Annotated in this window: 11 protein-coding genes; 4 read left to right on the top strand and 7 right to left on the bottom strand. The window is 45.8% G+C overall.

What is annotated here, in order from left to right; genetic code table 11:
* Window positions 1-738 precede the first annotated feature (738 nt).
* Both F7Y48_RS22650 and cadB read right to left on the bottom strand, forming a co-directional pair.
* Window positions 739-2,874, bottom strand: coding sequence for a lysine decarboxylase CadA (locus F7Y48_RS22650; RefSeq protein WP_053808505.1), 2,136 nt, complete (start codon window positions 2,872-2,874; stop codon window positions 739-741).
* Window positions 2,875-2,991: 117 nt separating this feature from the next.
* Window positions 2,992-4,335, bottom strand: coding sequence for a cadaverine/lysine antiporter (gene cadB / locus F7Y48_RS22645; RefSeq protein WP_053808506.1), 1,344 nt, complete (start codon window positions 4,333-4,335; stop codon window positions 2,992-2,994).
* A 388-nt stretch (window positions 4,336-4,723) separates the two neighbouring features.
* Here cadB and F7Y48_RS22640 point away from each other — a divergent pair, with 388 nt between their 5' ends.
* A complete protein-coding gene (locus tag F7Y48_RS22640; protein ID WP_316685407.1) occupies window positions 4,724-5,041 on the top strand; it encodes a hypothetical protein in 318 nt (105 codons plus the stop codon).
* Between the two features lie 28 nt (window positions 5,042-5,069).
* Here the strand turns inward: F7Y48_RS22640 and cadC are convergent, their stop codons facing one another.
* The 3 genes from cadC to F7Y48_RS22625 all read right to left on the bottom strand — a co-directional run bounded on the left by cadC (window position 5,070) and on the right by F7Y48_RS22625 (window position 7,434).
* Window positions 5,070-6,638, bottom strand: coding sequence for a lysine decarboxylation/transport transcriptional activator CadC (gene cadC / locus F7Y48_RS22635; RefSeq protein WP_114324195.1), 1,569 nt, complete (start codon window positions 6,636-6,638; stop codon window positions 5,070-5,072).
* A gap of 163 nt (window positions 6,639-6,801) precedes the next feature.
* Complete coding sequence (zntR, locus tag F7Y48_RS22630) at window positions 6,802-7,200, bottom strand: Zn(2+)-responsive transcriptional regulator (protein ID WP_258507003.1); 399 nt, start codon at window positions 7,198-7,200, stop codon at window positions 6,802-6,804.
* Between the two features lie 57 nt (window positions 7,201-7,257).
* Window positions 7,258-7,434 (bottom strand): hypothetical protein, encoded by a 177-nt coding sequence (locus tag F7Y48_RS22625; protein ID WP_258507002.1) that lies wholly within the window; start codon window positions 7,432-7,434, stop codon window positions 7,258-7,260.
* A 33-nt stretch (window positions 7,435-7,467) separates the two neighbouring features.
* Between F7Y48_RS22625 and purH the strand changes: the two genes are divergently transcribed.
* Together purH and purD are read left to right on the top strand one after the other, a co-directional pair.
* Window positions 7,468-9,060, top strand: coding sequence for a bifunctional phosphoribosylaminoimidazolecarboxamide formyltransferase/IMP cyclohydrolase (purH, locus tag F7Y48_RS22620; RefSeq protein ID WP_258507001.1), 1,593 nt, complete (start codon window positions 7,468-7,470; stop codon window positions 9,058-9,060).
* 154 nt (window positions 9,061-9,214) lie between these two features.
* On the top strand, window positions 9,215-10,504 hold the full coding sequence (purD, locus tag F7Y48_RS22615) for a phosphoribosylamine--glycine ligase (protein ID WP_046874616.1): 1,290 nt from the start codon (window positions 9,215-9,217) through the stop codon (window positions 10,502-10,504).
* Window positions 10,505-10,586: 82 nt separating this feature from the next.
* On the opposite strand, the gene F7Y48_RS22610 is transcribed toward purD, so the two are convergent.
* On the bottom strand, window positions 10,587-11,285 hold the full coding sequence (locus F7Y48_RS22610) for a DUF1481 domain-containing protein (RefSeq protein ID WP_186437774.1): 699 nt from the start codon (window positions 11,283-11,285) through the stop codon (window positions 10,587-10,589).
* 39 nt (window positions 11,286-11,324) lie between these two features.
* Window positions 11,325-11,597 (bottom strand): nucleoid-associated protein HU-alpha, encoded by a 273-nt coding sequence (gene hupA / locus F7Y48_RS22605; RefSeq protein ID WP_005382524.1) that lies wholly within the window; start codon window positions 11,595-11,597, stop codon window positions 11,325-11,327.
* Between the two features lie 253 nt (window positions 11,598-11,850).
* On the opposite strand from hupA, the gene F7Y48_RS22600 reads away from it, so the two are divergent.
* Entirely contained in the window at window positions 11,851-12,984 is a 1,134-nt protein-coding gene (locus F7Y48_RS22600) for a hemolysin family protein (protein ID WP_237312826.1), read from the top strand.
* Window positions 12,985-12,993: the final 9 nt, after the last annotated feature.

The raw sequence follows: 12,993 nt of genomic DNA, 5'->3' as shown, positions 1-12,993 counted from the left end.
ATGGTCACTTCGTTTCATTGAAACCTAAATTGTTTCCGAAGAAACTATTTGGATTATCATCAACGAGTGCCCACACAGATTGATAGGTTTATATTTTTAAAGAGCTTTTCTAACTTATCCAGCAACTTAGTTGCTCGTCGTTAGGGGTGCGTATCTTACTCCGCACCGTGAGAGAGTCAAGCATTTTTTCAAATTTCTTTTTCTCTCACTTCCGATTCGCTGTGTGACTTTCGTCTCACTCCGTGTCGGTGGATGCGCAGTATAGGGAGTTGAGAAATTAGTACAAGCGTTTTTTGCAAAAAAACTTTCAACCGAACAAATAGCAATCACTTTGTGTGTATACCAAGCGATCTTGGCTATTTTCTCTCATTTAAAAGGATCTTTCCTCAAGAAAAAGGGCGTTTCTACCTGAATTACGATCTTCAAATTTAATGTAATTGAAGCAAATGATATTCGCTCAGCGCGCTTTTTCTTTTCTGCCTGCTGTATAAAAGATAAAAAAAGAGCAGAACGATAACGAACTGCTCTTTGGTCTTTGCTTTTTACTTGGGATACTTCAGGTGAAGTCTTGGAAATTGCTTCTTCTATATAGAAGAAAAGATCAGAGCATCCTTGCCCTTCTCTTTTACGACAGATTAGCTAGGGGTATATCTAAATGTCGTGGTTGTTCGATGACACATTGAGCTCGTAAGAGTGGAGCATGCTTGCATTCCCAATGGCGTCATCTTCGAGAGGAACTTAGTTCTTCAATACTTTTACGGTGTAGCTACCATCTTTTTGTTGGTACAGACCGTGGATGTCGGTTTCGAAACCTGGGTAATGCGCACCGATCTCACAAAGCATCTCTAGGAAGTCCAGTACAGGGCGAGACTCTTGAGTCACCATTTCACCAGGAAGTACTAGTGGCACACCTGGAGGGTAAGGAAGGATCATGTTCGCACTTACGCGACCAACCATTTCTTCCAATTTGATTTCTTCTACGTTACCGCGAAGCTCTTCTTGCCATGCTGCGTGTGGTGTTACTTTCATTTCTGGAAGTACATCGAACGCTTTGTACATTAGCTCTGGTAGGTTGTATTTCTTAGTTAGGTCGTGAATTGCTTGTGCTAGTTCTTGAACGCGCATGCCTTCATAGAAGCTTGGGTCTTCGTTATATAGCGAAGGAAGGAAGCTCTTGATGGTTAGGTTCAAGTCGTAGCCACGTTTAAATTCAGTCAGACCGCGTAGCAATTGCATTGCTTTTGATTTGTCGATACCGATTGAGAATAGGAACAACAAGTTGTATGGGCCTGTTTTCTCAACCACGATGCCGCGCTCGTCTAGGAATTTAGCCACCAGCGAAGCAGGAATACCTGATTCTTCTAGTTCGCCTTCTTTATTCATCCCAGGAGTCAGTAGCGTTACTTTGATTGGATCAAGATACATGTGGTTGTCATCCATGTTCTTGAAGCCGTGCCATGTGTCGCTAGGGTCTAGTTTCCAACATTCCGTGGTATCGATGTTTTCTGGTTGCCATACATCGAAGAACCAACTGTCGCTTTCTGCTTCTAGGCGTTTGATCTCTTTACGAAAGCGGATTGCGCGATCGATAGAGTCTTGCATCAACTTCTTACCAGTGTTGCCGCGCATCATTGCCGCTGCAGTTTCAGTAGAAGCAACAATGCCGTACTGAGGTGAAGTTGAAGTGTGCATCATGAATGCTTCGTTGAAAGATTCTTTATCAAAGTCACCTTTCACGTGAATCATTGAAGCTTGTGAGAACGCTGCCAACAGTTTGTGTGTTGATTGTGTTTCGTAGAACACTTTGCCTGGCATCGCTTCACCACTCATACCACATTTACCTTCGTAAATTGGGTTGAAGTTAGTGTAAGGCACCCAAGCACTGTCGAAGTGGATGTGTTTACAGTCTAGCGACTCTTTGATGAATTGCGTGTTGTACAACAGGCCATCGTAAGTTGAGTTAGTCACTACTGCGTAACTTGGCGCTGTTGCACCTGGTGTTTTCGCCACTTTCTCTGCAATGACATCGCGGCTGAATTCGCTTTGTGGAATACCACCAAGGATGCCGTATGAGTTACGAGTTGGGCGGAAGTAGATTGGCGTTACATCACTCATCATCATTAGGTGAGTCAGAGATTTGTGACAGTTACGGTCAATCAGTACTGTGCTGCCCGCAGGCGCTGAGTACATACCCACGATTTTGTTCGATGTAGACGTACCGTTAGTTACGATGTACGAGCTGTCTGCATTGAATGTGCGTGCGATGTATTCTTCTGCATCTTTATGTGGACCTGAGTGGTCTAGTAGAGAACCTAGCTCAGGCATTGAGATTGATACGTCCGCTTTGAATGTATTTGGACCGTAAAAATCGTAGAAGATGCTACCAGCAGGACTTTTCTGGAATGCTGTACCCCCCATGTGACCTGGAGTACAGAAGGTGTATTTGCCTTCTTCTACGTATTTGAATAGCGCTTTAGTGAATGGAGGCATGATGGCATCTTTGTATGCCTCAGTCGCTTGGTTGATTTTGATAGCGATGTCGTCAGCCATACCTAAAGCGTACTCGAAGAAGCTCACGTTTAGACGTAGGTCTGTTAGTGAAATGTCTAGAGTAGACTGTTCGTTAGCAAATGCGTGAACAGGCAGTTTTTCGTTGATTTGGCTAATACGTTCACATAGCTCTAGTGAGTATTTATCCCAGTCGAACAGCACACCGCAAATGCGTGGGTTCATCTCAATCATTTTGATCAAGTCTTTATCATCTACTGGGTAAACCACTTCGTAGCCCGCTTTCTCAAGAGCAGCGTGAAGTTGACGAACTGGCTCTTCTTTAAAGAACACACCCATGTGGTTCAAGATAGCGAATATATTCATTTGGACATCTCCAAGGCGAATGAGGGCGCTCTTTGCCATTTACAGGCAATGAGTAAGGTGAGCGCCGCGTGAATTTGGGTTTTATGGGCTGGCACCGTAGTGCCAGTGTTTTGGGGATTAGTTGCTTGCTTGGGCAGGCATGTCGTCAGCGTGCATTTTCACGTACTGAGCAAGACCTGCTTTTTTGCTGTAGAACATCAAGATAACTAGAGACACGATGAAGGTTGCTGTTAGCGTACCGCCCTCTGCACCCGCTAGTGCGATGAAGCAGAACAGACAAGCCACACCAGAGAACAACATTACGAAGCCGTTGCGTGTTGTCATACCTTCGAAGCGAATCAAGTTAATGCTTGAGTAGAAGTAAGGCAGCATAGTTAGTAGTACTGCGTCAGTTGTTAGCTGGTTGAACAGGTCTGATGCGTGTGCTGTTTTAGAGCTAAAGAACATCAGTACAACCATTAGCGCAGTCATCTTGATTGACGCAAGGATTAGACCTTTCTTAGGCACACCGTTTTTGTCAGTTTCGCCGTAGATTTTAGGGAAGTTGCCATCGCTTGCTGCACGTTTACCAGCCTCGCCCACCAGCATCATCCAAGAACCTAGCGAAGTGAAACATGCTAGTGCTGTGAATGCTGATACGAATGGTGCAGTCCAGCTACCGAATAGCTCAGTGGTTGCTAGTGCAAATGGCGCACCTGATGCCGCAACTTCAGAAGCAGGGAACATGCCGCTGATCATTTGAGTTGATAGGATGTAAATCACACCTGCGATACCAGTACCCAGCATGGTTGCTAGCGGTACAGTACGTTTAGGATTTTCTACCATACCTGTCGATACTGCTGCTGATTCCACACCAACGAATGACCATAGACAGATAAGAACCGCAGTCACAATCGCATGGCTATCCGTACCCGCAGATACGTTCCAGTTTTGGCTGTATAGCGCAGTGTCGAAGTGCGTCCAACCAAACGCCGCTGTACCAACAACAGGAATGAGGATTAGAACAAGACCAAGCGTACATAGACGGCTTACCCAGCTACCACCAAGTAGGTTAACGAAAGTGAAGATCCATACCGATGCAATCGTCGCAATACCTGCTGGGATTGGGTCATTAAGCACAGGGAAGAATACTGAAAGGTAAGAAACACCTGTAATAGCAATAGCTAGGTTACCAATCCAGTTCGCGTGGTAATAAAGCACGCCCGTTTGGAAACCAAAGACTGGGGAAACTTCGCCCGCATAAGCGATAGGACCACCTTCTTGAGGGTTTTTGGTTGCCAGACGAGCGTAAACAAACGCAAGGCTCAGTGCACCGATCAAACAGATCAGCCAGCTGAAAATTGAAACAGAGCCTACTGAAGCTAGGCTAGAAGGTAACAGTGCAATACCACTACCCATCATGTTACCGGCGACTACACCCGTACAGGCAATTAGGCCAATTTTTTTCGTATTCGATGACATAACATCTCCAAATCTATTCTACTCAAGTCAACGTGACTCAAACTGAACGGTTATTAGCGAGATGCTATGAAGTAGATACCTGCTCGACCTCGCTAAATTTCGAAGTGAAGACTACGCCCAAAAACTGGGAAAAAAATAAACTTGGCGTTATCAATAAAATGATTAGTTCATCAACATCAAGTTGAGATAAACATGATGAACACAAAAACATAAAACTATATTATTCATATAGTTATAATAAAAACATCAAACCTTCTACCGATAGATAAACTCTCATCAACTCGTTGGTAATCTCGGCAAAAGTTATCAACCTCTATCAACTTCCCCGCCCCGAAGGGTTGATTCCCTGAACCTGTTGATTTCATAAACCTCTCCCTGATCGCGCTTTTTGACCCACATCAATATTCATCTCGCCTGCAAGAAAGTATCAGAATCATTCTCGCCAAATAACCCAGCCAGACACTCCATACAATCAATAGAGATAGAGATAGAGATAGAGATAGAGATAGAGATAGAGATAGAGATAGAGATAGAGATAGAGATAGAGATAGAGATAGAGATAGAGATAGAGATAGAGAAGAAAACCGGATATGTCTTCCCGTTGCAAGCTTGCGTTACTGGCTCCTTCGTAAGTCATTACCCCACCGCCCACCCTTTTCACTTTTCGACAGCTACAAAAAAGCCCCTCACCGAAATGAGGGGCTAGTATTAAACTGACGTTGAGTGCGAGAGAATTAAAGCATTCGAACGACAGAAGGGTGAACAGCGCGATACATGGCGTAATCAATCGCCTTCATGTTACTTGGGAAGACCAAGTTTTCGCACAGCAGGTACGTCTCAACCGACGTATCAATATAGAAAGCTTCGCTGTAAGACTCACTGGCCAAATCCAGATCACCATCCAATTCAGCGTGCTTACCACGAATCACATAAGACAGCACCGAATCACGTAACCTCAAAGCCTGCCCAAGATGCTGCTTGGCTGAAGCCATGTCACCAATAATGGTTTCGTGCAGGGCTAAAGCTTCATAAATTCGCGGTTGAATTGGCCCAACCATCATTTTTACGTTAGTTTCTAGTGCGTCACTCAACTGCTGCACTCGCCCTTTCTTCAACTCCTGTGAAAAGTCGAGCACCTTCTGCACGTGGTAAGCAATCAATAACTCTGCCTGAACGTAAGCATTATCTGGCTCAATTTCTAAAATGTTTTCCAGCAAGTTGACGCCTTGGCGAAACTGCTTGGCATCCGAGACATTGAGATAATGGTTAGCTTGAACAAACAGCTCCAAAGCATCTGGGTTAATTGGCATTCCCGCCACCAGCATCGTGGATTTCAGCTTGGCATCCGGCACTTTCAGAACTTGCATCAAGTCTAACGACGCTTGTTGAAGCACTGTCTTTAAATGGCTGCTGGTTAACGCGTATTGACGACTAAACAACACCTTTTCAGATGAGTTATTCCGATATTCCACCTCTAAAAAGCTGCCACCCTCATTTTCACGAACCCGCACCACAACCGATTTGCCCGGCACAATACCCGAGGTAAACGACGTCTTCTTTAGCATGACTCGGTAATCGCTCACTTGAGCAATGTCGGACATCAACTTTTGGGCAAACCCGTCTGCCAAGTCGTAGCTTAACCCTTCGCTCGTGAAGTTATCTTGAAACTTGAATTCGATAAGGTGAGTATCGATGGCTTGAGTAATACGCACTTCCGATTGCTTGTAGGTAAACACACCCATCACCACAACCAAAACACTGATCCAGATGAAGTTCATGATCCCCAGGCGCCACGGACTGATTTTATTTTTTTTCGGAGGGGCCTTTTTCTCTTTAGACATCTCACAGACCGCGCGAGTCAGAGGGCCTGCAGGAAAGGTGACGGCAGGTGCGATAGGTAGAGTATCTTCTTCTGATTCTTCAACAATAGGAGGAAGAGTTTCTGAATCACAATGACGACTTGCGAGGAATTCCTCGAGTGTCATTGGGGTCACATTCGCCACCAGCTTGTAACCACGTTTCGGCACTGTAATGACGTAGCTGGTATTTTCTTCCCGACCGTCCCGCAGTAATTTACGCAACTCAAAAATGGACTGAGTCACCACTTGATCGGTCACAATCGCCCCTGCCCAAACGTATTGGATCAATTCCTCACGATTGAACACCTCATTCGCATGCTCCGCTAGGAAATGCAGAAGATTAATTAAGCGTGGCTCAACAGTAACTTCCCTATCTTGTCGATACAGCTTATTTTCATCAACGCTTAAAACCCAGTCATTGATTTGAAAATAGACTCCAACCATGTATGAAAACTCTCGTATCTACAGACAGCGCTACGGTAGGAATCAAACAATGGTCAATTCCTACTGGTAACTAAAGGCGAGATTATAGGTGGGAAAACGGCGTGCACCTAGAAAAGCAAGCCGCCAAAAATGCAAACTTAAGTTAAGTGATGCAGAAATGAGACTACTCAAGTGCTGCAAGGATAGAACAATGAGTAGCATCATCGTCCGTATGACCGCAGCAAGCATCATTGATCTTCTTCAAAGCTCGACGAATTTTCGTTAGTTCAGCAATCTTCTCATCAATTAAAGTTAACTTTGCAGAAGTAATGGCTTTTACCTCCGCACAGCTGTGTTCTGTTGCCTCTAATTTGATCCCAAGAAGTTCCTTGATCTCATCTAAGCTCAAGCCAAGCTCTTTCGCTTTGAGAATAAAACGCACCTGCTTTTGGTTCTCTTCGTTATACAGGCGATAGCCCGAATCACTTCGTCCTGCGGGTTTGATGAGCGCATTTTTCTCATAGAATCGCAGTGTATCGGCAGTCACACCACAGCGTTTCGCCAGTTCACCTATCTGAAACATAACTTTCCTTATTAACTATCTCGTTACTTTTAAAGCCAAAGATCGAGTTTTTTGCAATTATTTTTGAGATGCCAAACGATTGCTCGAGCTTTTTTGTAATAAATTGGTTAGAATACGCGCCATCAAATAGTGGAGACTGTTTTCTAAGCATGAAAACACCCCGCAAAGGTCTTTACCAAAACTGGCCAATATTTTACCCCAAGAGGTAAAAACAAGTTCATTTTTGGCAAACATCTTTAACTCCGTGAATTTGAGGAAAATGGAAGCATGAACAACGCTCGTCCTATTCGCCGTGCGCTTATCAGCGTATCAGACAAAACAGGTATTGTTGAGTTTGCACAAGCTCTTGCTGAGCGCGGTGTCGATATCCTATCTACTGGTGGTACGGCTCGTCTACTTGCAGAACAAGGCATCGCTGTAACAGAAGTCTCTGACTACACTGGTTTCCCAGAAATGATGGACGGTCGCGTTAAAACGCTTCACCCGAAAGTTCACGGTGGTGTGCTGGGTCGTCGTGGCCAAGATGATGGCGTGATGGAAAAACACGGCATCAACCCTATCGATATGGTTGTTGTTAACCTATACCCATTCGCAGAAACCGTTGCTAAAGAAGGCTGTACGCTTGCTGATGCAGTTGAGAACATCGACATCGGCGGTCCAACAATGGTTCGCTCTGCAGCGAAAAACCACAAAGACGTAACTATCGTTGTGAACGCTCACGACTACAACCGCGTGATCGCTGAAATGGACGCGAACGACAAATCTCTAACACTAGAAACTCGCTTCGACCTTGCTATCGCAGCATTCGAACACACGGCTTCTTACGACGGCATGATCGCAAACTACTTCGGCACTATGGTTCCATCTTACGGTGAGAACAAAGAAGGTGATGAAGAGAGTAAATTCCCTCGCACTTTCAACCAACAATTCGAGAAAAAACAAGACATGCGCTACGGTGAGAACAGCCACCAAGCAGCCGCATTCTACGTTGAAGCAAACCCACAAGAAGCGTCTGTTTCTACTGCTCGCCAAATCCAAGGTAAAGCCCTCTCTTACAACAACATTGCAGACACTGATGCAGCACTTGAGTGTGTGAAAGAGTTCAACGAGCCTGCATGTGTGATCGTAAAACACGCCAACCCATGTGGCGTTGCGCTAGGTAAAGACATCCTCGAAGCGTACAACCGCGCTTACCAAACTGACCCAACGTCAGCGTTCGGCGGCATCATTGCATTCAACCAAGAGCTAGATGCAAAAACGGCTAGCGCTATCGTTGAACGTCAATTCGTTGAAGTGATCATTGCACCTTCTGTTTCTGCTGAAGCAATTGAAGTGGTTGCAGCGAAAAAGAACGTCCGTCTACTAGAGTGTGGCGAGTGGTCAACGAAGACAACTGGCTTTGACGTGAAACGCGTGAATGGCGGCCTACTCGTTCAAGACCGTGACCAAGGCATGGTAAGCCTAGACGATCTTAAAGTCGTGTCTAAGCGTCAGCCGACAGAAGAAGAGCTCAAAGATGCCCTATTCTGCTGGAAGGTAGCGAAATACGTGAAATCAAACGCGATTGTTTACGCGAAAGGTGACATGACTATCGGTGTAGGCGCTGGCCAAATGAGCCGCGTTTACTCAGCGAAGATTGCCGGCATCAAAGCCGCAGATGAAGGCTTAGAAGTTGCCGGTAGCGTAATGGCATCTGACGCTTTCTTCCCATTCCGCGACGGTATCGATGCCGCAGCAGAAACCGGCATTAAGTGCGTAATTCAGCCAGGTGGCTCAATGCGTGACGACGAAGTTATCGCAGCAGCAGATGAGCACGGCATGGCGATGATCTTCACGGGTATGCGTCACTTCCGCCACTAATTTCCTCTTCGTATTTGGCACTGTGGCGTCGTTAGCTGCTTTCGCCCACCCCAGTTACGTAGCTGGCTATGTTTCCGGGATGGGCTCAATTGCTGCCTAGCCACATCATCAAATACTTTGAGTAAACAGTATTTATAAGATTAAGGATTTTCATATGCGAGTTTTAATCATTGGTTCAGGCGGTCGTGAACATGCGCTAGGCTGGAAAGCAGCGCAAAACCCAAATGTTGAGACTATTTTCATTGCTCCAGGCAACGCAGGGACAGCACTAGAGCCAAAACTAGAGAACGTAAACATCGATGTAGAAGACATCGCTGGCCTTGTTGCTTTCGCCAAAGAGAAGGCGATTGAACTGACTATCGTTGGCCCAGAAGCACCATTGGTTATTGGTGTGGTTGATGCGTTCCGCGAAGCGGGCTTACCAATCTTTGGCCCTACACAAGCCGCAGCGCAGCTTGAAGGCTCTAAAGCGTTTACTAAAGACTTCCTTGCTCGTCACCAAATCCCAACCGGTGCATACGCAAACTTTACAGAAATTGAACCAGCGCTTGCTTACGTGCGTGAACAAGGTGCGCCGATTGTGGTGAAAGCCGACGGCCTTGCGGCTGGTAAAGGCGTGATTGTGGCAATGACGCTAGAAGAAGCGGAAGACGCAATCAAAGACATGCTAGCGGGCAACGCATTTGGTGATGCTGGTAGTCGTGTAGTTATCGAAGAGTTCCTAGATGGTGAAGAAGCAAGCTTCATCGTGATGGTCGATGGCGAGAACGTTCTGCCAATGGCCACCAGCCAAGATCACAAACGTGTCGGTGACAAAGATACAGGTCCTAACACTGGTGGCATGGGCGCGTACTCGCCAGCTCCTGTGGTAACACCAGAAATTCACAACCGCATCATGGAAGAAGTCATTTACCCAACGGTACGTGGCATGGCTTCTGAAGGTAACCCATACACAGGTTTCCTATACGCGGGTCTGATGATCGACAAAGATGGTACGCCTAAAGTGATCGAGTACAACTGCCGCTTCGGTGATCCAGAGACACAACCAATCATGATGCGTATGGAATCGGATCTGGTTGATCTTTGCTTGGCTGCGATTGACCAAAAACTGGATCAAGTTGAATCAAAATGGGATCCACGTGCGTCGATTGGTATCGTACTCGCAGCCGGTGGTTACCCAGCAGCGTACAACAAAGGCGATGTGATCTCTGGTCTGCCACAAGTTGAAATTGAAGGCGAGAAAGTCTTCCACGCGGGTACAGACAATAAAGATGGCAACATCGTAACAAATGGTGGTCGCGTATTGTGTGCAACTGCGTTGGGCAACAGCGTATCAGAAGCGCAGCAACGCGCTTACGAGCTTGCAAAACAGATCAGTTGGGACGGCATGTTCCATCGCAGTGACATCGGCTACCGTGCGATTGCACGTGAGCAAGAAAAATAAAAACAACTTAAGTTGGCTAAAAAACAAAAGGCGCATTCAGCGCCTTTTTTATTACTCTGTCAGTTAGTAAGTCTCACCAAGCTTACTCAGCGAGTAATGCTGGTCGTGCTACACAATCAAAGTCATCATCATTGAGCATCAACAGTTCATCAACCGTTGCTTTATTTCGTGACTGCTTGCCGACAAAAGCCACGTAACTGTCTACAGATGAGAGACGCTCGATAATAAATTTTGGCAACGTCTGATTAAACTCGAGTGTCGAGAACGCTTTACCTTTGCAGGTTTCAAACGATTGGCCATTCCAATAACCTTGAATGAGGCTCTGACTGTTACGAGACTGCGCCTTAACCGACGCCACTACATCATTCGCTTCTGTCTTGTAACGTTCTAATTGTTCATGCTGAAGTGGTAAGACTTTACGATTAACGCGATATTGTTGGTAAACCGCTTCGCCATCTTTATTAAAACGGATGTGGATTTGAAAAGGCACCAACTCTTGCTTGGTATCAACTTGCTCACCTTTTCGAATCAACTCTCGAAGCTCACCTTCATCCCAACGGTAGTCACTTTGAAACCAGCCATTATCCCCCATCGTTACGTAATCAGCAGCCGTACTCACGCGAGTGAGTTTCTCGGTCATCCAGTACAAGCTACTTGCGTCTCCAGCAACTTTGCCGCCAGAGAAGTGAGTGAATTGTTCTAAATTAGGAGTTTCAACCGACGAACAGCCAAAAAGGGTAAAGCTAGATAAGAGAAGTGAAGCGAGTAGATGTTTTTTCATGAAGTTGCACCGAGGCAGGATACCTCGGTGCATTCTAACTTAGTTTACTGATTCTTTCAGCGCTTTACCTGCTACGAATGCAGGTACGTTAGCTGCTGCGATTTGAATCTCGTCACCAGTCTTAGGGTTACGACCAGTACGTGCAGCGCGGTGGTTTACTTTGAATGTACCAAAACCAATTAGTTGAACTTGGTCACCCTCTTTAAGTGCACCAGTTACACCATCAAGAGTCGCTTCAAGAGCAGCTTTTGCTTGTGCTTTTGATAGGTCTGCTTTCTCTGCGATAAAGTCGATTAATTGGGTCTTGTTCATTAGGTTTCCCTTCTCATAGGTTATCGAATTCGTCTCACTCTAAAACATAAATGCCCCATCTGGCAAAGGTTTGTAAGCGATCTTTCGATTTTCTGACGTACTTTTAGCCATAATATGAGTAATAACTCACAATTTGTTACCACATACCTCCTGAAAACCCTTGCTTTCCAAGGTATTTGGACCAATTTATAAGGCACTTTTGCGGTTATAATAGCTGCAAATAACCATTATCAAACTACATTCAAGGGCAACTATGCTGCTGTTATCCATTTATATCTCTATTGCAATCGGCATTTCGTTTATCTGTTCGGTGCTGGAGGCGGTACTGCTGAGTATCAGTCCGAGCTACATTGCGCAGCTCAATCAACAGGGGCATCCCGCAGCTGGGCAACTGGCTAAGCTAAAATCAGATATCGACCGACCATTGGCATCCATTCTGACTCTAAACACCATCGCTCATACCATCGGCGCGGCCACTGCTGGTGCACAAGCTGCGGTGGTATTTGGTAGCGAAGCGTTAGGTATCTTTTCGGCAGTGCTCACACTGGCGATCTTGGTGCTTTCAGAGATCGTACCGAAAACAATTGGCGCAACTTACTGGCGTCAATTGGCGCCAACCGCGGCAGTCGCATTACGTTGGATGGTATGGGCGCTAACGCCATTCGTATGGTTTTCAGAGCAAATCACCAAGCGTCTTGCTCGTAACCACGAAGCTCCGAAAATGCGTGATGAACTGTCTGCAATGGCGATTTTGGCACGTGAAAGCGGTGAATTTGCCGAGGGTGAATCAAAAATCTTAAGCAACTTGCTTGGCATCCAAGATGTACCCGTAACGCAGGTTATGACGCCACGTCCTGTGGTATTCCGTATCGATGCCACGATGACCATCAATGAGTTCCTAGAAAAACACAAGGATACGCCTTTCTCACGCCCATTGGTTTATAGCGAGCAGAAAGACAACATCATTGGTTTTGTGCACCGCCTTGAGTTGTTCAAACTCCAACAATCAGGTTGTGGACAGAAACAACTGGGAGCAATCATGCGCCCGATTCAAGTGGTGCTAAACAACACGACTTTACCGAAAGTGTTTGACCAAATGATGACTCATCGCCTACAGCTAGCCCTTGTCGTTGACGAATACGGTACTGTGCAAGGCTTGGTGACGTTGGAGGATATTTTTGAACACCTCGTGGGTGAAGAAATCATCGATGAAGCGGATAAAAGTACCGACATGCAAGAGCTGGCTTACCAACGTTGGGAAAGTTGGAAAGAGATGCACGGCGTAATCGAAAGCCGCGATGACGATGAAGAAGACGAAGAACTGGAGAAGCATCACAAGGAGCCAGAAGCTCAAGAAGCGACAAAACCAGGCTCTAAAGAATCGTAATCAGCATTG

The sequence above is a fragment of the Vibrio sp. 2-1-2a genome (assembly GCF_032648565.1).
Classification (GTDB): Bacteria; Pseudomonadota; Gammaproteobacteria; order Enterobacterales; family Vibrionaceae; genus Vibrio; species Vibrio diabolicus.
Note: the sequence above shows the minus strand (reverse complement) of the source record. Positions and strands in the feature narration are given on the sequence as shown.

What these genes read in the sequence shown, in the direction of transcription:
- F7Y48_RS22650 (WP_053808505.1), bottom strand. Translation starts at nt 2,874, where the DNA reads ATGAATATATTCGCTATCTTGAACCACATGGGTGTGTTCTTTAAAGAA.
- cadB (WP_053808506.1), bottom strand. Translation starts at nt 4,335, where the DNA reads ATGTCATCGAATACGAAAAAAATTGGCCTAATTGCCTGTACGGGTGTA.
- cadC (WP_114324195.1), bottom strand. Translation starts at nt 6,638, where the DNA reads ATGGTTGGAGTCTATTTTCAAATCAATGACTGGGTTTTAAGCGTTGAT.
- zntR (WP_258507003.1), bottom strand. Translation starts at nt 7,200, where the DNA reads ATGTTTCAGATAGGTGAACTGGCGAAACGCTGTGGTGTGACTGCCGAT.
- F7Y48_RS22625 (WP_258507002.1), bottom strand. Translation starts at nt 7,434, where the DNA reads ATGTTTGCCAAAAATGAACTTGTTTTTACCTCTTGGGGTAAAATATTG.
- purH (WP_258507001.1), top strand. Translation starts at nt 7,468, where the DNA reads ATGAACAACGCTCGTCCTATTCGCCGTGCGCTTATCAGCGTATCAGAC.
- purD (WP_046874616.1), top strand. Translation starts at nt 9,215, where the DNA reads ATGCGAGTTTTAATCATTGGTTCAGGCGGTCGTGAACATGCGCTAGGC.
- F7Y48_RS22610 (WP_186437774.1), bottom strand. Translation starts at nt 11,285, where the DNA reads ATGAAAAAACATCTACTCGCTTCACTTCTCTTATCTAGCTTTACCCTT.
- hupA (WP_005382524.1), bottom strand. Translation starts at nt 11,597, where the DNA reads ATGAACAAGACCCAATTAATCGACTTTATCGCAGAGAAAGCAGACCTA.
- F7Y48_RS22600 (WP_237312826.1), top strand. Translation starts at nt 11,851, where the DNA reads ATGCTGCTGTTATCCATTTATATCTCTATTGCAATCGGCATTTCGTTT.